This is a genomic window from Paenibacillus sp. DP01, from assembly GCF_044784315.1.
Taxonomy (GTDB): Bacteria; Bacillota; Bacilli; order Paenibacillales; family Paenibacillaceae; genus Paenibacillus; species Paenibacillus polymyxa.
This window is the reverse complement of the sequence record NZ_CP173059.1, coordinates 3,647,434-3,670,854: the sequence shown is the minus strand read 5'-3', so window position 1 is coordinate 3,670,854 and position 23,421 is coordinate 3,647,434. Positions and strand designations below refer to the sequence as shown.

2 protein-coding genes (1 of these 2 only partly in view) are annotated in these 23,421 nt (G+C 49.2%); both read left to right on the top strand.

Annotation, left to right across the window (positions count from 1 at the left end):
- Positions 1–3,677: the 3' portion of an amino acid adenylation domain-containing protein gene (locus tag ACH59B_RS16010; RefSeq protein ID WP_404302084.1), read on the top strand. Its footprint begins 7,453 nt before the window's first position; only the last 3,677 of its 11,130 coding nucleotides appear in the window; its start codon lies off the left edge, out of view; it ends in the stop codon at positions 3,675–3,677.
- Positions 3,661–23,421, top strand: a complete 19,761-nt coding sequence (locus ACH59B_RS16005) for an SDR family NAD(P)-dependent oxidoreductase (protein ID WP_404302082.1) — start codon at positions 3,661–3,663, stop codon at positions 23,419–23,421. Before ACH59B_RS16010 ends, ACH59B_RS16005 begins: the two co-directional genes overlap by 17 nt.

Sequence of the window (23,421 nt, the reverse complement as noted above, 5' to 3'; positions counted from 1 at the left end):
GGGTGCTGGTTCAGCTTGTCGTGACGGCGGCTGGAGAAGGACAGCTCTTTTCAGGGCTTTCGGGTCTGCTGAAGACCGCCCGGCTGGAAAATCCAAAATTCATCGGGCAATTGATCGAAGTGGAACAGGGAGAATCTGCGGAAAGCCTGCTGGCGAAATTGGAAGAAAACAGCCGCAGTCCGTTGGATGGATGGATTCGCTATGAGGGTAGTCAACGCAAAACCGCTTGCTGGAACAGGTTGGAGCCATCTCGGTCAGATGAGGAGCTGCCATGGAGAGATGGGGGCGTGTATCTCATCACCGGCGGCTCTGGCGGCCTGGGGCTGCTTGTTGCCGAAGAACTGGTTCGGCGCACCCGAGCAGCGACCTTGATCCTGACAGGGCGGTCGACACTGGACGGCAACAGACAAACTCGGCTGAAGGAACTGGAGTCCTCAGGAGCCAGAGTGGTGTATAAGCAGGGGGATATCACTGACAGGAACACGGTTACTAGCTTGCTGGAAAGCATTCAGAAAGAATTCGGGCGTGTTCACGGGATTATCCACTGTGCTGGGATCATTCACGATAACTTCATTCTCAAGAAAAGCAGGGAAGAATTTATCGAGGTGCTGGGGCCGAAGGTCCAAGGGCTGGTCCATCTGGATGAGGCAAGCAGCGGCCAGGATCTGGACTTCTTCATGCTCTTTTCCTCCATCTCGGGCAGTCTGGGAAATCCGGGACAGGCCGATTATGCCACCGCCAACGCCTTTATGGATGCGTACGCAGCATACCGGAATACCCTGGTGGAAGCCCAGCAACGGCGGGGCCGGACGCTATCCATCCGCTGGCCGCTGTGGAAAGAAGGCGGAATGCGGATCGATGCGGACACGGAAAAGCTCATGAGACAAAATATGGGCCTCACGCCTCTACAGACCGAGTCGGGCATTCAGGCGTTGTACCAATGCCTGACCTCAAGCAAGGATCAGGTGATGATCCTGGAAGGAGAGCCAGAGAAAATCAAGGCCTATCTGGCGAAAGCCGTCTCGCAGACCGATGTTCGAGCGGTAGAGGCAGCTGGATTGAAGCTGGATGCGGGTTTACTGTACGATAAAACCTTGTATCATCTCAAGGCGCTATTGGGAGAGGTGACCCGTCTGAGCGTCGGTAGCATTGAAGCCCAAGAACCGCTAGAGCGCTATGGCATCGATTCGATTATGATTACCCAGCTCAATGCCAAGCTGGCAGAGTCTTTTGGCGAGCTATCCAAGACGCTATTTTATGAGTACCAGACCCTGCGTGCCCTGGCAGAACATTTAGTGGCGGAATATGCACCGGAGTGCATGCAATGGGTTGGAATGAGCACGGACAAGGAACGGGTAGAGGAAACGGCTGCGACAGCCCGGTACGCTGAAGAAGAAAGCACGCAAATTGCGGGGCAGACGATAGCGGAGGAGGCGACAGCGAAGTCCAGAAGCTACGTGGAGCCGATTCGAAGCTACGCGGAACTTGGCGCAGAGGAAACACGAGAACCGATCGCCATCATTGGCATGGCAGGAAAGTATCCAGGTTCGAGGGACATGAACGAATATTGGGAAAATCTCAAGGCAGGAAAGGATTGTGTCAGCGAAATCCCGCAGGAACGCTGGAAGCTGGAAGAATTCTTCCAGCCTGACAAACAGGAAGCGGTGGCTGATGGCAAAAGCTACAGCAAGTGGGGCGGCTTTATCGAAGGCTTTGCGGAATTCGACCCATTGTTTTTCAATATTGCACCGCGAGAAGCCCTCAGCATGGATCCTCAGGAAAGGGTGTTTATTGAAGCTTGCTGGGAAGCGATGGAGGACGCAGGCTACACCAGAGAACAGCTTGCGGTACGACATAACAGCCGTGTAGGTGTGTTTGCGGGAATTACCAAAACGGGCTACGAGCTTTATGGGCCGGAATTATGGAAGATGGGGGCCAAAATATTTCCCCAAATATCCTTTAGCTCGGTAGCCAACCGGATTTCGTACCTGTTTAATTTGCAGGGGCCGAGCATGCCAGTGGATACGATGTGTTCGTCCTCGTTGACCGCGATTCATGAAGCGTGTGAGCATCTGTACCGCGGAGAATGCGAGTTGGCCATGGCAGGAGGAGTGAACCTGTATCTGCATCCGCTGAGTTATGTCGGACTTTGTGCGAATCAGATGCTGTCCGTAGACGGACAGTGCAAGAGCTTCGGAAAGGGAGGCAACGGCTTTGTCCCAGGAGAAGGTGTGGGGGTCGTGCTATTGAAGCCGTTGTCGAAGGCGATAGCAGATGGGGACCCGATCCATGCGGTCATCCGGGGAACGAGCATCAACCATGGAGGCAAGACCAACGGGTATACCGTGCCTAACCCGACTGCTCAAGGGGAGCTAATCCGGTCGGCTTTGGAACGAGCCGGGGTACATGCCCGGACCATTAGCTATATCGAAGCTCACGGAACTGGCACAGAACTGGGAGATCCGATTGAAGTAACCGGTCTGACCCAGGCCTTCAGAAAGGATACAGCAGATAAGGGATTTTGTGCTGTGGGCTCTGTGAAGTCCAACATCGGACATTTGGAGGCGGCGGCGGGCATCGCAGGGATTGGGAAAATTGTCCTGCAGATGAAAAACCGGACGCTGGTTCCCAGTCTGCATGCCCAGGAACTGAATCCGAACATTCCTTTTGAGCAGACGCCGTTTGTCGTCCAGCAGGAGCTGGAGGAATGGAAGCGACCGGTGGTTGAGCTCGATGGAGAGACAAGGGAATACCCGAGAATGGCAGGGATTTCATCGTTTGGAGCAGGAGGCGCCAATGCCCATGTCATCATCGAAGAGTACGTTCCGGAAGAGAAGATGCCCATTCGTGTAACAGCTCACCATCCTGTGATTATCGTATTGTCAGCCAAAAATGAGGAACGACTGAAACAGCAGGTCGAGAGATTGCTGTCCGTGATCGGGAAAGGAGAGGTCACAGAGGGTAATCTGGCCGATGCAGCCTACACGCTCCAGGTAGGACGTGAAGCGATGGAAGAACGCCTAGCGGTCATTGCTGAATCGATGCCGAAACTGGTGGAAAAGCTGCAAAGATTCTTGGAAGGCCACGACGGGATTTCCGAGCTGTATCGAGGACAGGTCAAGCGAAACAAAGAGGCACTGTCCGCACTGTTAGAAGATGAAGATATGGAAAAAACGATCGCTGCCTGGATCGGGAAACGGAAATACGCGAAGATAGTGGATCTTTGGGTGAAGGGACTGGCGATGGACTGGAGCATGCTTTATGGAGATGCCAAGCCGCAGCGAATAAGCTTGCCAGCCTATCCTTTTGCAAAGGAGCGGTATTGGATCACAGATATTAAAACCAAGCAGGCTTCCATTGAATCTACCAAATCTGTACAGTCAACAGATATATTTGTTGATCAAAGAACACCTGAGACAGCGGCAAATATTTCGCAAAAGTATAGAAAAGAAAGCGAAGATCCAAATTCCGAAGCTATTCCTTCGTATATCCAGAATATTCAGAGCCATATTTCCACCAGTGTCAAAATGAAGAAGATGCCAGATATTTCTTATCTAGCGGCTGAATACGAAAGAATTCCTTCGACTATGATCGACAACCAAGCTTACTCGGAACAGGATGGGACGACGCGAGGGACTAATCGGATGAGGAGGCTTACAGATGAAGGAAATGAATGATGTCTTATGCAAATTGCTATGGGGTTATTTGCAGTTGATGGGATTATGCCCCTATGCACATATGGACAAGAAAGCTATGATTAATGATTTTAAAACCAAAACAGCATTGCTGAATTTATATGATCGCTGGCTTGAAGAAAGCATAGAGGTATTGGCGCGGAATCATTATTTTTACCGTAAAGGAGACTCTTATAGCGTAACGGATACAGCTTTGGTTGATCTGCAGGCTGTATGGAAGGAATGGGAATTGAAGAAAGGGGAATGGCTGAAAAATCCGGATCTCTCGGCCTGGGTTGTACTCGTAGAATCAACATTGCGCAAGCTGCCGGAAATTTTGACCGGAAACATACCTGCCACTGACATTGTTTTTCCTCAGTCCTCTATGAAGCTGGTAGAAGGTATATATAAAAATAGTCCTGCAGCAGATTACTTTAATGAAGTGCTGGGGGATATTGTAGTTTCCTACTTGAATGAACGGCTTAAGCATGACCCGTCAGGGTCGATTCGAATTATTGAAATTGGTGCAGGCACTGGAGGAACCAGCGCTATGCTCTTCCGGAAGCTTCGACCTTATCAGGAGCATATTCGTGAGTACTGCTATACCGATAAATCCAGAGCATTTTTATTGCATGCGCAAAAAGAGTACGGCCCGCAAAATCCTTACCTGACTTATAAAATTTTTAATGTGGAAGAGTCGGCTGTGGGACAAGACATCGAAACGGGCGGATATGATATTGCAATTGCCACCAATGTCCTGCACGCCACGAGGAACATTCGGCAGACATTAGGCAATGTCAAAGCAGCGCTGCGAAAAAACGGCCTGATTCTTATCAATGAAATTAGTGGAAACTCGCTGTTAAACCACCTAACCTTTGGCCTGTTGGAGGGATGGTGGCTTTATAATGACCCCGAGCTGCGTATTCCAGGCTCTCCCGGTTTATACCCTGAACGTTGGCAAGAGGTATTGGAAAGCGAGGGGTTCCGGTCGGTCTTCTTCCCCGCTCAGGAAGCGCATGAAATAGGCCAGCAAATTATTGTGGCTGAAAGCGATGGTAAGCTTAGCGATGGGATGCTTCGGGACCAACAGAAGCTTGAACAGGGCAAGCCTCCATTAGAACAGCGTGACACAGGGACTCAATCAGCTGCTGATGTAACCGATGAGATGGCTGAAGAGCATGTCAGGGAACTTATTGTAGAGAAGTTGGCAGAGGCCTTGAATGTGGACATTTCAATGATTGATGTCCATGAGTCATTCGCAGATTATGGCCTGGACTCTATTCTTGGCGTCAACTTTGTACAGGATGTTAATCAGGGGCTGGGCATTCATTTGCAGACTACAGACATCTTTGATTACAGTTCGGTCAAACAACTGACGTTATACATTTTAGGCCAATTCGGCGACATCGTTTTACCAGTTTTGGGACACAATGCTGATCCAATAGAGGATGGGAAAGATACAAGCCGTGAAACCCAAGCGCCTAAGGAAAAGGAATATATGTTTAATCCGGTTCAAACGGCAAGTGCATCGATTGAGCCAGAAAGACCTAAACAGGAGAATACAGGAAAAAGCTTGGCGCAAAGAGAGCCGATTGCGATTATTGGAATGAGCGGGCGGTTTGCCGGGTCTGACAATGTAGATGAGCTTTGGAATCACCTTAAGAATGGCGACGATTTAGTAAAAGAGGTAACTCGGTGGGATCTTTCAAAATACCAGGAAAAAAATGCAAGTTACTGCAATTATGGAAGCTTTTTGGAGGATATTGATAAGTTCGATCCGCTTTTTTTCAATATTTCCGGACTGGAAGCAACTTACATGGATCCGCAGCAGCGGTTGTTTCTCGAGGAAGCATGGCATGCTCTAGAGGATGCAGGTTATGCGGGTACAGGGATGGATGGGCGTCGGTGCGGAGTTTATGTAGGCTGTGCCGAAGGCGATTACCAGCGATTGCTGGGTGAAGACCTGCCTCCGCAAGCACTGTGGGGCCATATGGGCTCCGTGATTCCCGCCAGAATTTCCTACTACTTGAATCTTCACGGACCGGCAATAGCTGTAGATACAGCTTGTTCGAGTTCGCTAGTTGCCACCCATCTTGCTTGCCAAAGCTTATGGTCTGGAGAAACGGATATGGCTTTAGCTGGCGGGGTGTATATTCATACAACCCCTCGTTGCTATTTATACGGTGACAGAGCAGGAATGCTGTCTCACACAGGGCACTGTTATACCTTTGATGACAGGGCGGACGGAATGGTTCCAGGAGAGGCTGTTGGCGCTGTTGTACTCAAACGGCTTGAGGAAGCAGTTGCCGATGGTGACCACATCTATGGGGTAATTTTAGGCTCAGGAATCAATCAGGACGGTACCACGAATGGACTTACTGCACCAAGCCAGAAGTCTCAGGAGCGACTGGAGCAATATGTGTACGATACTTTTCATATTCATCCAGAGCAAATCCAATTGGTGGAAGCACATGGGACAGGTACCAAATTGGGAGATCCAATTGAATATCAGGCATTGACGCGAACATTTAGAAAGTATACGGACAAGAAGGGATTTTGCGCGATCGGGTCCATTAAAACGAATATCGGTCATACGCAAATTGCGGCAGGAATCACAGGAGTAATTAAGCTGTTATTGTCATTAAAGCATGAGCAGATTCCGCCTTCACTTCATTTCCAATCAGGCAATTCTAATATTCAGTTTGCGGACAGTCCTTTTTATGTCAATACGCAGCTGCAGAATTGGCTGATTGAGCCTGAAGCCAGACGCTGTGCTGCGGTCAGCTCCTTTGGTGCCAGTGGTACTAATGCCCACCTGGTCATCGAAGAGGCTCCACATACGAAACGAAGACATTGCGAAAAGCCGGCTTATTTCATTCCGCTGTCCGCCCGGACTTCACAACAATTACGCCGTCAGGTGGAGCAACTGATTGCCTATTGCGAACAGGAGCCTGAGGCAGACTGCGGTAACATGAGTTATACATTATTGCTTGGGAGAAAGCACTGCAATCATCGGCTTGCATGTGTTGCCCGCAATCAAGGTGAGCTTGTCATGTCCCTTAAAAGGTGGCTGGAAAAAGGCAATTCTTCTCAAGTTTATTATTCTGAACTACACGAAAAAGACCAACGCATTCAAACGTCATTGAAGAGATATGGAAATGATTGTATTCAAAACTGTCAAAATGCAGGTGAAGCCCGCGAGTATTTGGAGCTTTTAACTACGATTGCGGATTTATATGTTCAGGGATATCCGTTAGACTTTGAGCGTTTGTTTTCAAATGAACCGTATTGCAGAATCCCATTACCGACTTATCCTTTTGCAAAAGAGCGGTATTGGGCGCCTGGGAATGAAACCCAAGTGGCTAAAAGCATAAGTATAGAAAGTGAAACCAAATCAACGATTTCCAGAGCAGAGGCAAAACCTGTGGCTACAGCTAGTCATACCCTGTTGCTAGAGCCAGTTTGGAAGGAGCAGGACGTATCGCCAGAGGTGGAAGCACCTACCTACGACCGCCGTATCATCTTGCTGTGTGAGCCGGACAAGGCTTTACCTGAACGGCTCGAAGCGCGAGTGAACGGAGCAGCGCAGATCTTGGCTTTCTCATCCGGGAAGAGCCGTGTGGATGAGCGGTTTCAGGTCTATGCAGTTCAGGCCTTTGAGAGCATCCAAGGCCTGCTCAAAGACAAGCCTGCCGGAAGGGTGCTGGTTCAGCTTGTCGTGACGGCGGCTGGAGAAGGGCGGCTCTTTTCAGGGCTTGCGGGTCTGCTGAAGACCGCCCGACTGGAAAATCCAAAACTCATCGGCCAATTGATCGAAGTGGAACAGGGAGAATCTGCGGAAAGCCTACTGGCGAAGCTGGAGGAAAACAGCCGCAGTCCGGTGGATGGATGGATTCGCTATGAGGGTGGTCAACGCAAAACCGCTTGCTGGAGCAGGTTCGAGTCGTCTCGGTCAGAAGAGAAGCTGCCATGGAGAGACGGTGGCGTGTATCTCATTACCGGCGGCTCTGGCGGCCTGGGGCTGCTTGTTGCCGAAGAACTGGTTCGGCGCACCCAAGCAGCAACCTTAATCCTGACAGGCCGCTCGCCACTGGACGGCAACAGACAAACCCGGCTGAAGGAGCTGGAGTCCTCAGGAGCCAGAGTAGTGTACAAGCAGGGGGATATCACCGACAGGAACACGGTTACCAGCTTGTTGGAAAGCATTCAGGAAGAATCCGGGTGTGTTCACGGGATTATTCACTGCGCTGGGGTCATTCACGATAACTTCATTCTCAAGAAAAGCAGGGAAGAATTTATCGAGGTGCTGGGTCCGAAGGTTAAAGGGCTGGTTCATCTAGATGAGGCGAGCAGCGGTCAGGATTTGGACTTCTTCGTGCTCTTTTCCTCCATCTCGGGCAGTATGGGCAATCCGGGACAGGCCGATTATGCCACCGCCAACGCCTTTATGGATGCGTACGCAGCATACCGGAATACCCTGGTGGAAGCCCAGCAACGGCGGGGCCGGACGCTATCCATCCGCTGGCCGCTGTGGAAAGAAGGCGGGATGAGGATTGACGCGGACACAGAAAAACTCATGAGACAGAACATGGGCATTACGCCTCTACAGACCGAGTCGGGCATTCAGGCGTTGTACCAATGCCTGACCTCAAGCAAGGATCAGGTGATGGTCTTGGAAGGAGAGCCTGAGAAAATCGAGGCCTATCTGGCGAAAGCCGTCTCGCAGCCCGGTATCCGTGCGATACAGGCATCTGCGCCGAAGCTGGATGCGGGTTTACTGTACGATAAAACCTTGTATCATCTCAAGGCGCTATTGGGAGAGGTGACCCGTCTGAGCGTCGGTAGCATTGAAGCCCAAGAACCGCTAGAGCGTTATGGGATTGATTCGATTATGATTACCCAGCTCAATGCCAAGCTGGCAGAATCCTTTGGCGAGCTATCCAAGACGCTGTTTTATGAGTATCAGACCTTGCGTGCCTTGGCGGAATATTTGGTGTCGGAATACGCACCGGAGTGCATGCAGTGGGTTGGAATGAGTCTGGACAAGGAACAGGTAGAGGAAACGGCTGCGACAGCCCGGTACGCTGAAGAAGAAAGCACGCCAGTTGCGGAGCAAACGATTGCGGAGACGGTGGCAACGAAGTCCAGCCGTAGCTATGTGAAGCCTGTTCGAAGCTGTGCGGAGTCTGTCGCAGAGGAAACACGAGAGCCGATCGCCATCATTGGTATGGCAGGAAAGTATCCAGGTTCGAGGGATATGAATGAATATTGGGAAAATCTCAAGGCAGGGAAGGATTGTGTCAGCGAAATCCCGCAGGAACGCTGGAAACTAGAAGGATTCTTCCATCCTGATAAAGAGGAAGCGGCTTCACATGGCAAAAGCTATAGCAAGTGGGGTGGCTTTATCGAGGGATTTGCTGAATTCGACCCATTGTTTTTCAATATTGCACCGCGGGAAGCACTTAGCATGGACCCTCAGGAACGGCTGTTTATTGAAGCCTGCTGGGAAGCGATGGAGGACGCGGGCTACACCAGAGAACAGCTTGCGGTACGACATAACAGCCGTGTAGGTGTGTTTGCGGGAATTACCAAAACAGGATTTGATTTATATGGTCTTGATCTGTGGAGGAAGGGAGCGCAAATATTCCCTCACACTTCCTTTAGCTCAGTAGCCAACCGGATTTCGTACCTGTTTAATTTGCAGGGGCCGAGCATGCCAGTGGATACGATGTGTTCATCCTCATTGACCGCGATTCATGAAGCGTGTGAGCATCTGTACCGTGGAGAATGCGAGTTGGCCATGGCAGGAGGAGTGAACCTGTATCTGCATCCGCTGAGTTATGTCGGACTTTGTGCGAATCAGATGCTGTCCGTAGACGGACAGTGCAAGAGCTTCGGAAAGGGAGGCAACGGCTTTGTCCCAGGAGAAGGTGTGGGGGTCGTGCTATTGAAGCCGTTGTCGAAGGCGATAGCAGATGGGGACCCGATCCATGCGGTCATCCGGGGAACGAGCATCAACCATGGAGGCAAGACCAACGGGTATACCGTGCCTAACCCGACTGCTCAAGGGGAGCTAATCCGGTCGGCTTTGGAACGAGCCGGGGTACATGCCCGGACCATTAGCTATATCGAAGCTCACGGAACTGGCACAGAACTGGGAGATCCGATTGAAGTAACCGGTCTGACCCAGGCCTTCAGAAAGGATACAGCAGATAAGGGATTTTGTGCTGTGGGCTCTGTGAAGTCCAACATCGGACATTTGGAGGCGGCGGCGGGCATCGCAGGGATTGGGAAAATTGTCCTGCAGATGAAAAACCGGACGCTGGTTCCCAGTCTGCATGCCCAGGAACTGAATCCGAACATTCCTTTTGAGCAGACGCCGTTTGTCGTCCAGCAGGAGCTGGAGGAATGGAAGCGGCCAGTGATTGAGCTCGATGGAGAGACACGGGAATACCCGAGAATGGCGGGGATTTCATCGTTTGGAGCAGGAGGCGCCAATGCTCATGTCATCATCGAAGAGTACGTTCCGGAAGAGCAGGCGCCAATCTGTGTGACAGCTCACAATCCTGTGATTATCGTATTGTCAGCCAAAAATGAGGAACGGCTGAAGCAGCAGGTCGAGAGATTGCTGTCCGTGATCGAGAAAGGAGAGGTCACAGAAAGCAATCTGGCGGATGCAGCCTACACGCTTCAGGTTGGGCGCGAAGCGATGGAAGAACGCCTGGCAGTCATTGCCGAATCGATGCCAGCGCTGGTGGAAAAGCTGGAAGGATTCATGAAAGACCAGACGGGGATCTCCGAGCTGTATCGAGGACAGGTCAAGCGAAACAAAGAGGCACTGTCCGCACTGGTAGAAGATGAAGACATGGGGAAAACAATCGCTGCCTGGATCGGGAAACGGAAATACGCGAAGATAGTGGATCTGTGGGTGAAGGGACTGGCGATGGACTGGAGCATGCTTTACGGAGATGCCAAGCCGCAGCGAATGAGCCTGCCAGCCTATCCTTTTGCAAAGGAGCGGTATTGGGTCACAGATATTACGATCCCATCTGTAGAAAAAATTCCAATGGAATCTCAGGAAAAAGCAGTTCTTGTTCAGTCTCAAGTAATGCAGTCTGCTCTTCCTGAAACTTTAATGCCATCCAGTTTTTCGAGTAGTTCTGAAAAACCAAGCGGGATTTCTTTACGGAATTTGTCAGACAGTCAGCCGCAGCTTAGCAAGTCTGCCAATCAGCAGACAGCACCGATTATTTTAACTTCCCCGGAAGGGGTAATGCACACGTCAGATAATGACAACGAGACGGAAGAGCAGGTGCCTACTAGTCCTGCCCTATCCATATCGTCAGAAATATTGCAGGAGGAGCTGACAACAAGTCTGGCGCAAGCTTTATATATAGATCGGGACGAGATCGATGAGGATAAAAACTTTGTTGATCTTGGATTGGATTCCATTATAGGCGTAGAGTGGATTCGAAACATTAATAAACATTACGACACATCCATAACAGCGACAAAAGTCTACGATTATCCAACCATACGGGAGTTTAGCAAATTTTTAGAAAAGGAATTGGGCAATCCTGTAGCCCAATTAATCATGCCGTCTTCTGCTGCGTCTATTCTGGATCAGGCGCCTGCAAAGCATTTACCGCCGCTCGTATCATTGGAAACGGATAAGCAGACAGAGGCCTCACTTCAGATTAATTTAATGCCGATATCGCCTGAAAAGCAGCCGCAATTCGGCACGATTCCGTCTGGTGTCTCTACAGAGCAATTACGGAAAGAACTGACGGCAAGCCTAGCTGAAGCCTTGTACATGGAGCAAAGCGAGATTGAGGCAGATAGAAACTTTATAGATATCGGTTTGGATTCGATTATAGGCGTAGAATGGATTCGAAATTTGAATAAGCGCTACGGCACATCCATTGCAGCTACCAAGGTCTACGACTATCCGACTATTCTGCAATTTACCGAGTTTTTGGCACAAGAAATCAATAAGCACGGGGGCAAGAAAAGCTTCGTTCAGCAGCCCTTGAACACAGTCTCGGACACGGTCAAACCTATAGCAGAAGTCCATTTACCGCGACCAGAGACGATCCAATGCTCTCCAGCGCAGCTCCCTAAGGAGGAAACGGTGCCATTGCGTCGGGTAAAAGCAGAAGAGGAATCAGTGCCAGCAACTTCGGAAAATCAAGATGCAATTGCAATTGTTGGAATTTCGGGAAGATATCCTGGTGCCGAAGATGTACAGCAATATTGGAAAAATCTCGCTCAAGGTCAAAACTCCATTGTTGAAATCCCGAAGAACCGCTGGGACGTAGACCCGTTGTATGATCCGCGTCCGGCACAAGAGGGGAAAGTAAATTGCAAGTGGCTGGGTGCCTTGAAGGATATAGAATATTTTGATCCGTTATTTTTTAATATATCTCCTACCGAGGCGGAAGGGATGGACCCGCAGCAGCGCATTTTTTTGCAGGAAGCCTATAAAGCCTTTGAGGATGCAGGTTATAGCGGCTCACAGTTGGGAAATAAAAAATGCGGTGTTTATCTTGGCATTTTAAATAATGAGTACAGTATGATGCGCTACAAAAATGAAGCACAGTTCAGCAATACTACCGGGAACAGCAACGCTATTGCAGCGGCTCGTATTTCCTATTTCCTTAATTTGAAAGGACCCGCCATATCCGTAGATACGGCATGCTCCTCATCGCTGGTGGCAACTCACCTTGCTTGCCAGGCTTTATCAAATAAAGAGATTGAAATGGCGCTGGTCGGCGGTGTGTCCTTATACCTGACTCCTGAATCCTATATAGGTATGTCTGCATCCGGAATGTTGTCACCAGATGGTCAGTGTAAGACATTTGACAATAGTGCCAACGGCTTTGTTCCAGGCGAAGGAGCAGGGGTGCTGGTTCTGAAGCGGCTAAAGGATGCGGAAGCTGACCGGGATCACATCTATGGGGTTATTATCGGAACTGGGATCAATCAGGATGGAAAAACCAACGGAATTACCGCTCCAAGCACGAACAGCCAAATAGAGCTTGAGCAGGAGATATACAATAAGTATCAGATTGAACCCGAAAGTATTAGCTATGTTGAAATGCATGGGACAGGCACCAAGCTGGGCGATCCTATTGAATTGGAGGCTTTATGCACAGCTTTCAAAGAAAAAACAGATCAGAAGAAGTTCTGTGCCATAGGCTCGGTAAAGAGTAATATCGGGCATACTTCGGCAGCAGCAGGCGTAGCAAGCATGCAAAAGGTGCTGTTATGCATGAAGCATAAGAAACTGGTACCGACACTGAATTTCAAGAACCCGAATGAACATTTTGATTTCGATAATTCTCCATTTTATGTAAATACACAATTGAAGGACTGGCAACCTTCTCAAGGTAACAAAAGGCGGGCTGCTGTGAGCTCTTTTGGTTTTAGCGGTACAAATGCCCATCTTATTATTGAAGAATATCGTCCAGAGGCTGCAATTTCACCAGCAGACGACGAGTCACATAGTCCCGTTCTTTTCGTATTGTCTGCCAAAAATGAGCAGCAACTAGTAACTTATGCCGAAAACATGAGAAACTTTATTGCCACTCAGCCCAACCTTAACTTGACAGATATGGGGTATACGCTGCAAGTAAGCCGTGAGCCGATGAACCACCGTCTGGCTTTTGTGGCAGATTCAAAAGAGAATCTACTACAAGCGCTGGATGGCTTGGTTCATCACCAACGGCCAGCTGGAGTCCTGACGGCTCAGGTGAAAAAAGGCAAGGACGGGATCGTGCTCTTTGAGGCAGATGAAGATGCCAAATCCTTGCTTGAAACCTGGATCAAGAAGAGAAAATTAGGAAAAATTGCAGAGCTGTGGGTACAGGGGCTAACGATGGACTGGAACAAGCTGTATGGGAACATCAAGCCTCGCCGGATGAGTCTGCCCACCTATCCTTTTGCAAAAGAACGGTGCTGGGCGCCCGAGCTAGACAGTAAGGCTGGCAAAGGTACAACTTCTGTCATGGCTGCAACGCTTCATCCTTTGCTGCACCAAAACACCTCCGATTTTTCGGAGCAGCGATTCAGTTCTAGCTTTACAGGCCAGGAGTTTTTCCTGAAGGATCATGTGGTGAATGGGCGCAAGGTGCTGTCTGGGGCCGCATCCCTTGAAATGGCCCGGGCGGCAGTGGAGCAGTCACTAGGCACGGATGAGGGTGACCTGGTCGGAATGTGCCTTAAAAACGTGGTTTGGGCACGGCCTATTGCGATAGAGGATGGCCCAATACAGCTGCATATCGGGCTTTTCCAGAATGAATATCAAGAAATTTCATATGAGATTTATGGAAATAACGGAGCCGATGATACAGAGCTTATGGTATATAGCTACGGCAATGCGGTTCGGAGATCAGCGGTGGAGGCTCCTGCATTGAATATTAAAGATTTGCAGGATACATGCAGCAGAAGCTTCCATCCGGCAGCATTGTATAACCTTTTCAGAGAGCTGGGGATTGATTATGGTCCTGGGCATCAGGGGATTGAGATGGTATATGCCGGAGAGGGTCAAGTGCTGGCGAAGCTATCCTTGCCCTCCTCAGTCTCTGACAATCACGGTCAATTTGTCCTGCATCCAAGCATGATTGATTCAGCTTTCCAGGCATCCATAGGCTTGACGCTGGGCTCTCGCGAGATTAAGCCTGCTCTGCCGTATGCCATTCAGGAAGTTGAAATTATAAAACATTGCAGCTCCACCATGTGGGCGCTGATTCGATACAGTGCAGATGGTACAGCAGGAGATAAGGCACAGAAACTAGATATTGACCTGAGCGACGAAACCGGAGAGATCTGCGTGAGGATAAAGGGTTATTCATCAAGAATTCTGGATATAGACTCTATTCCCACAGACGCGCAGTCCAATTCTGGTACCTTGATGCTTGAACCCGTGTGGAAAGAGCAGGGAGTTAGCATAGAGGGCGATTTACCTGTATATGATCGCCATGTCGTGATCCTTTGCCAGTCGTCCCAGATTTCTCGTGAACAAGTAGAAGCTCAAATAAGCGGCGCAAAGTGCATAATATTGCAACCTGATCAAAACGGAATCGGGGAACAGTTTCAGTATTACGCCGTTCAGATACTTGAGCTAATACAAAGAATTTTTAGAGAAAAAAACCATGGCAAGGTGTTAATCCAGATTGTTACTAACGACCAGGAGGAGCAGCAGCTTGTATCAGGGCTCTCAGGTCTTTTAAAAACCTCCAGAATAGAACATCCAAAACTGGTGGGGCAGTTGATAGAACTTGAACAGGATAAGGCCCCGAATACATTCATAGATATTTTAAAAGAAAACAGCTGGAGTCCTGGAGACATCCAGATTCGGTATGGGAAAGGTAAACGGTGGATTTTCAGCTGGAACGAGATTCCATTTTCTCCGGAAACGGCGGACATTCCGTGGAAGGAGAACGGAGTATATCTCATTACCGGCGGTGCCGGTGGCTTGGGACTTATTTTTGCCAAAGAGATTGTAAATAAAGTACAAAATGTCGCGTTGATTTTAACGGGCCGTTCCGCGCTGGATGAGGGCAAGCGGGCAGAGATAAAGAAATTGGAGTCATTAGGAGCACGAATAGCATATAAGCAGGCCGATGTGACCCGGGAGCAGGCGGTGGCTGATTTAATTCGGGAAATAGGGGCAGAATTCGGAAGCCTGAATGGCATCATTCATAGTGCAGGAGTCATTCGTGACAACCGCATACTTCAAAAAAATAGCGGGGAAATGCTGGAGGTTCTCGCTCCCAAAGTTTTAGGGGTAGTGAATCTGGATCAGGCGAGCAAGCACTTGCCTCTTGACTTCTTCATTATGTTTTCGTCGGTTGCCGGAGGGCTGGGCAATCAGGGACAGGCAGACTATTCTACAGCTAATGCGTTTATGGATGCTTATTCCAGATACCGGAGCACATTGACAGGATCACAGCAACGCCAGGGGCAAACGCTATCCATCAATTGGCCACTATGGAAAGAAGGCGGGATGCATATTGATGAGGAGACGGAGAAGCTGGTAAAGCAGCACACAGGCATGGGCAGTATTTCAACTTCTTCTGGTATTCAGGCTTTGTACCGTGCCATGCTTACGGATGCTAATCAGGTTATGGTGCTGGAAGGCAATCTCGAGAAAATGAAAAGAACAATAGGCTTAGAGATTCCCGAAACCAGACAGCTTGAAAAGGCGGCGGGTGCTTCAGCAAGTATTTCAGCCATTTCCACGACTGACAGGAATGCCGCGCCGGACCTGCTGGACAAGGTGCAGATCGCCATGATGCAGGCGGTATCGAAATTGCTGAAAGTCAAGCTTGAAGATATTGATGCCTATGTAGAACTGAGTGAGTATGGCTTCGATTCGATCTTGCTCACGCAATTTGCCAACAACATCAATCACTTGTATCAGCTTGAGCTGACTCCTGCCGTATTCTTTGAATACACTACACTTCATGACTTCTGCAGGTATTTAGTGGACGAATATGCCACCTTGCTTGGTGAGCAGTTTGTCGTCCAGACCCGGACTGAGCCTGCCGTGCAGAATGAAGAGGATGATAGGGAAGACAGCATCCGCAGTAGACGCCAGCGTTCCCGATTTGCAAACGAGAATGTGCTAGCTATGCCGCAACAGACCCAGGCTGGTTCTGAACCTATTGCAATTGTAGGCATAAGCGGTGTCTTTCCCATGGCCCGGGATGTAGATGAGTTTTGGAAAAATCTTGAGGAAGGCAGGGATTGTATCACTGAAATACCTGAAGATCGCTGGGATTGGAAGGCGTATTACGGTGACCCTGCGGAAGAGACCAATAAAACAAACATCAAGTGGGGCGGGTTTATTGACGGGATCTATGAGTTTGACCCTTTATTTTTTGGAATTTCACCGAGGGAAGCTGCACTCATGGACCCGCAGCAGCGTCTGTTAATGACCTATATTTGGAAGGCGATTGAAGATGCAGGCATTCAGGCAGCGGGACTGTCGGGAAGTCGTACAGGTATCTTTGCAGGAACTGCGAACAGCGGCTACAGCGGAATGATCTATCAGGGAGATGTGGGTGTGGAGGCGTATTCCTCTAGCGGAATGGCGCCGTCGGTAGGACCCAATCGTATGAGCTATTTCCTTAATATTCATGGTCCGAGCGAGCCTGTCGAAACTGCCTGCTCCAGTTCGCTGGTGGCCATTCACCGGGCAGTAAAGGCTATAGAGGATGGAAGCTGTGAAATGGCAATTGCAGGTGGTGTCAATGCAATTATCACACCTGAGCTTCATATCAGCTTCAATAAAGCAGGGATGCTGTGTGAGGATGGCCGGTGCAAAACCTTCTCTGATCAAGCCAACGGTTATGTGCGTGGTGAAGGGGCAGGCATGGTTTTCCTGAAAAAGCTGAAGGACGCAGAAAAGGCTGGAGACCATATTTACGGCGTAATCCGAGGCACAGCTGTCAATCATGGTGGCCGGGCTAATTCCCTGACAGCACCTAATCCGAGGGCACAGGCGGATTTACTGGTAAATGCATATACAAAGGCTGGTATCGACCCAAGAACAGTCTCTTACATTGAGGCCCATGGGACAGGCACCGAGTTGGGTGATCCTATTGAAATCAACGGACTGAAAGCAGCCTTTAAAGAGCTATATGAGAGTACAAAGGGACCCGGGATCAAAGAGCCCCATTGTGGCCTAGGTTCGGTGAAGACCAATGTTGGACATCTGGAGCTGGCTGCCGGAATCGCTGGTGTCATCAAAGTTCTGCTTCAGTTGAAGCATAAAAAGCTTGTTAAAAGCCTTCATTGCGATGCCATTAATCCCTATATCAAACTTGAAGACAGTCCTTTCTATATCGTCCAGGAGACGAGTGAATGGAAGCAGCAGCAAGATGCTTCTGGGCACAATATTCCTCGGAGAGCAGGTGTCAGCTCTTTTGGATTCGGCGGCGTCAATGCTCATTTGATCATCGAGGAATATGTTCCGAAAAATCAGGAGAAAGAGCCAGTTACCTTCAGTGCCCAAAAGCCGGCTATTGTTGTACTGTCAGCCAAGACTGAAGGACAGCTGCAAGATCAGGCACGGCAATTGCTGGCTGCAATCCGGGAGCGCCAGTTCACAGACGGCAGTCTGGGAGATATAGCATATACCCTGCAGATGGGGCGCGAAGCGATGGAAGAACGTTTGGCCTTCACTGCGGTGTCTCTCTCTGAGTTAGAGGAGAAGCTAAAGGGATTTGTTGAAGGGCGAGAAGGCATCCCTAGCTTATATGTAGGGCAGGCAAAACGCTATAGAGAACAGGAAACAAGAGCGGGCGCGGCCGAGACGATTGAGTCGCTGGCTAGTGAAAGCGACTACGCCCAAATCGCACATCTTTGGGTAAAAGGCGCATTTTTTGACTGGGACGTGCTGTACGAAAAGCATAAGCCAAACCGTATCAGCCTGCCTACCTATCCTTTTGCCAAAGAACGATATTGCGTAACCGATACCAATAACCTGAGTGGAGCAAACGATATTGGGCCAAAGCAGGAGAAGTCAGCCATCATTCATCCTTTGCTTCAGCGCAATACGTCCGATATTTATGGACTTCAGTTCAGCTCCACATTTACGGGAAGAGAATTTTTCCTCGCTGACCATGTGATCAAGGGACAGAAGCTTTTGCCTGGAGTGGCCTATCTTGAAATGGCGCGAGCAGCAGTAGAGGAAGTCGCTACACCTTCGGAAGTAAATGGGATTTGTGTTCGTTTAAAAGATGTATTATGGCTCCGACCTGTGGTAGCTGGGGAGCGGCCGATTGCTATAAATATCGGGCTTTACCCGCAAGACGGCGGAGAAATTGCCTATGAAATCTACAGCAAGTCTGAATCAGTGGATACAGAGTTAGTTGTGCATAGCGAAGGCAGCGTAGCAATTGCTCCGTTGGCTGAGATTCCTGCCATAGATATTGAAGCTCTGCTGGAGCAGTGCAATCTGGGTACCTATTCATCCCAGCAGTGTTATGAGGCGTTTGCAGCCATGCAGGTTTCCTATGGGCCAGGGCATCAAGGAATTGAAAAGATCTACACTGGCGTGGATCAGGTACTTGCCAAATTGTCCTTGCCTACCTCTGTTTACCAGACCATGGGACAGTTTGTGATGCATCCTAGCTTGATGGATTCCGCTTTGCAGGCGTCCATAGGCCTGATGATGGACACATACGGCGCTGCCATGTCTGACGGTAAAGCTTCTATAAAGTCAAAGCCGGCTTTACCGTTTGCTGTGGAAGAGCTTGAGGTGTTTAGTGGCTGCACATCAGAGATGTGGGCTTGGGTTCGTAATCGTGAAGGCAGCAGACAGGATGGTCCAGTGCAAAAGCTGGATATTGATTTGTGCGATATGCAGGGGAATGTTTGTGTAAGCATGAAGGGCTTGACATCGCGAATTGCAGAAGGAGGAACAGGGGGCTCAGATGAATTGACGCTATCTGAGACTTTGATGCTTGAGCCTGTATGGGAGGAACAAGCCCTTGTCCCGGGAGGAACAGCACCTGAATATCGGCAGCATTTGGTCATTTTATGTGAACCAGCACATATTTCCGGGGAAATGATTGAATCACAAATAAACGGGGGGCACTGTCTCATCCTGCAATCCGAAGAGAAAAGCATGGATGCACGGTTTAGAACTTATGCAGCTCAGGTGTTTGAGCAAATTCAACAGGTGCTTAAAACCCAATCCAAACACAAAACATTGATTCAGCTTATCATTCCGGTACAGGATGAAAGACAGGTATTCTCTGGACTTTACGGACTCTTACAAACAGCACAGCTTGAGAATCCCACACTAGTGGGCCAACTGATCGAAGTGGATATGGAGGAAGATGCAGCAGGTATTATAAATATCCTGCAAGAAAATAGCCGCAACTTCATGAGTTCACATATCCGCTACCAGTGGGGCAGACGATATGCTGCCGCATGGACGGAAATCAAATCCTCGCAGGAAGTGAACCGTATTCCTTGGAAGGACAAAGGGGTTTATTTGATTACTGGCGGAACCGGCAGCCTTGGTTTGATTCTGGCTGAAGAAATGGCACGACAGGCTAAAGATGTCGCGTTAATTCTCGTCGGACGATCTATGCTCCGTGGTCACATCAAAGCAAGGATTGAGGAAATAGAGGCTCTAGGAGCAAGAGTCGTATTTCGGCAGGCCGATGTCGACGATAACAGAGCGGTTGAGGATTTGGTTCGGGATATTCGGGAAGAGTTTGGGAAACTGGACGGGATTATTCACGGTGCAGGAGTAACCAGCGATAATTTTATGATTAAAAAAACAGAAGAGGAATTGCAGAAAGTATTGGCGCCAAAGGTTACAGGATTAACGAATCTGGACCAGGCCTGCAAGGATATTCCGCTGGACTTTTTCATTCTATTTTCATCTGTTGCAGGCAGTCTTGGGAATATAGGACAGGCTGACTATGCTGCTGCCAATGCCTTTATGGATGCCTATGCCAGATATCGCAATACACTTGTAGAACAGAAACAACGTTATGGGCAGACGCTTTCAATCAACTGGCCGCTCTGGAAGGAAGGCGGAATGCGTATTGATAGTGAAACGGAACAAATCATGGAGGAAATGGGGATGTTCGCTATGGGGACCGACACAGGAATGCGGGCTTTGTACCAGAGTCTGGCTTCTGGAAAAGATCAAGTCATGGTATTGGAAGGGCATGCCAGCCAGCTCAGAGAAACGCTCCTGCAGCAGCCATCCCTGAATCAGGTTGAAGATGCCTCCTCTATGATCATGGAGAGCAGAAAGGAGCCTGGAATCGCTCAAGACCTGCTTGTCGAAAAAGCTGCAAATTATTTAAAGCAATTGCTCGCAACATCCATCAGACTGCCAGCAAGGCAGATTGAAGCCGATGCCCCTATGGAGAAGTATGGAATTGACTCTATTATGATCAGACAACTGACACGTGAATTGGAGAAAACATTCGGTACATTACCCAAAACGTTGTTTTTTGAATACCAGAGTATCCGGGAGCTGACCCAATATTTTCTTGAAGTTCACCAGAAGCAGCTGATTCAACTGCTTGGAATGGAGGAAGAGGTCAACGCCGTCCAAGCGTTTACGTCTTCCACTGTGAAAGAGAACCCGGAAAGGCCGCTTTCCAGCAGCCGAAGACAAGCTCGTGAAATGCCGGCTCAGGCAAAATTGCTGGATCAGAAAAAACTCCAACCGCAGCCGGAAGCAGCAGGTGGTACGGGGGATATTGCCATTATCGGCTTGTCAGGCATGTATCCTGAGGCCGAGAATGTTAGAGAATTCTGGAGTAATTTGCGTGATGGGAAGGATTGTATTACAGAAATTCCTAAAGAGCGCTGGGATCACAGCATATACTTTGACGAGGAAGGGAACAAGTCTGGAAAAGCTTACAGCAAGTGGGGAGGCTTTATCAAAGGCGTGGATCAATTTGATCCGAAGTTTTTCAACATTTCTCCTAGGGAAGCAGAAATCATCGATCCACAGGAGCGCTTGTTTCTGAAATGCGTCTATGAAACGATCGAGGATGCAGGTTATACACGGGAAGGGCTTGGACTGGAAAGGAATGTAGGCGTTTTTGTCGGCGTTATGTACGAAGAATATCAGCTTTACGGGGCGCAGGAGCAGGCTAGAGGCAAAATGATTGCCGTTCCGGGGAATCCGGCCTCCATTGCAAACCGTGTTTCTTATTTCTGTAATTTCCACGGACCAAGCATGGCTGTGGATACGATGTGCTCATCCTCATTGACGACCATACATCTTGCCTGCCAGAGCTTACAGCAAGACGAGTGTGAGCTTGCCGTTGCTGGCGGTGTCAATGTCTCCATTCATCCGAACAAATACCTGATGCTTGGGCAGGGAAGATTCGTATCAAGCAAGGGACGATGCGAAAGCTTCGGAGAAGGCGGAGATGGGTATGTGCCGGGTGAAGGCGTAGGGGCCGTGTTGCTCAAACCGCTGACCAAAGCAATAGCAGACGGCGATCACATATACGGGGTCATCAAGGGAACCGCTGTGAATCACGGCGGGAAGACCAATGGCTTTTCAGTTCCAAATCCTAAGGCGCAGGCTAGTGTAATTGGAAGGGTCTTTAAGAAAGCTGGTATAAACCCCAGAACAATCAGTTACATTGAAGCACACGGCACCGGGACATCTTTAGGTGATCCCATTGAAATCGCTGGATTGCAAAAGGTTTTCCAGGAATACACGGAAGACACCCAGTTCTGCGCCATTGGTTCGGCAAAATCCAATATAGGGCATTGCGAGAGTGCAGCAGGGATTGCAGGAGTGACTAAGGTGCTCCTGCAGCTCAAATACGGACAGATCGCACCTTCGCTGCATTCAAGCACACTCAACCCGAACATCGACTTTAGCAATAGCCCTTTTATAGTTCAGCAGGAGCTAGAAGATTGGAAAAGACCGGTCGCCACGATAAATGGGAAGACCGTTGAGTACCCAAGAATTGCAGGTATTTCTTCTTTCGGTGCTGGAGGCTCCAACGCACATGTGCTTATTGAGGAATACATCCCTGAGGTACAGGAGACTAGACAAGCTCCTATGATATTGCAAAACTCGGCCATAGTCGTGCTGTCAGCCAAAAATCAGGAGCGATTGTACGAGCAGGTGCAAAGATTGCTTTCTGCACTCAGAGCACCGGAATACGCGGATGCCAGTTTGGGGGATATAGCATTTACCCTTCAGGTGGGACGGGAAGCTATGGAGGAACGGTTAGCAGTCATAGCTAAGTCTACGACGGAGCTTGAAGGAAAGCTGGAGAGCTTCCTAGCGGGGAATGAGGAAATCGACGGACTCTATTCGGGTCAGGCAAAGAAAAATAAAGATATTCTGACGGTTCTTGAAGCAGACGAGGACATGGAACAATTGGTGGATATCTGGATAAGCAAGAGCAAGTATACAAAGCTGGCAGAGCTGTGGGTTCAGGGACTACTATTCGATTGGAACAGGCTTTACGGAAAGGTTAGACCTCATCGGATGAGTCTGCCAACCTATCCATTTGCCAAGGAAAGCTATTGGATCTCTACGTTTGGAAGCCAGTCCAAGGAAGTCAAGACGGAGCTCCCTGTAGTTGATATTCCAGCACAAAAGCAAGAGCCCGTTGTTTTCAGCCCTCCTACTGCCAACGCTAATGTGCAGGTACAGACATTGGCAAGGGTACCTGAAAAGCCGCAGGGTATTTTGCTGCGCTCAGTCTCTGATATCGAGAAGGTAGCCGTCGCACCCAAAAAGGCAGCTAAGCCTGCAGAATTGAAGCCTGCTCCCCCGCAGCCTAAACCTATCAATTCTACACCGCAGCCCGCTGTCAGGGACGAGGCCAAGCGACCTGCTAACGGACCTACGGCTGTACGGGTGGATGCATTGGAGAAGGAACTAATTAAAAGTCTTGCGAAATCCTTGAGTATGGATGAAAAGGATATTGGCCGAGACGATAAATTTATCGATATGGGACTGGATTCTATTATAGGCGTAGAGTGGGTACAGGACGTGAATAAACGGTTTGGAACGGCTATTTCAGCAACCAGAGTATATGACTATCCTAACATCAAAGAATTTTCCAAATATTTAGCAAAGGAATTAAGCAAATCGGCGGGAGCCTCAAACCAAGTACCTGTAGAGTCAACTTCTACGCAGCCCATGCAAGCATTGATCCAGAAGGTGCTGCAAGGTGAATTAAATGTTGAGCAGGCCGATCAGTTGTTCAAGCAATTACACTCGTAA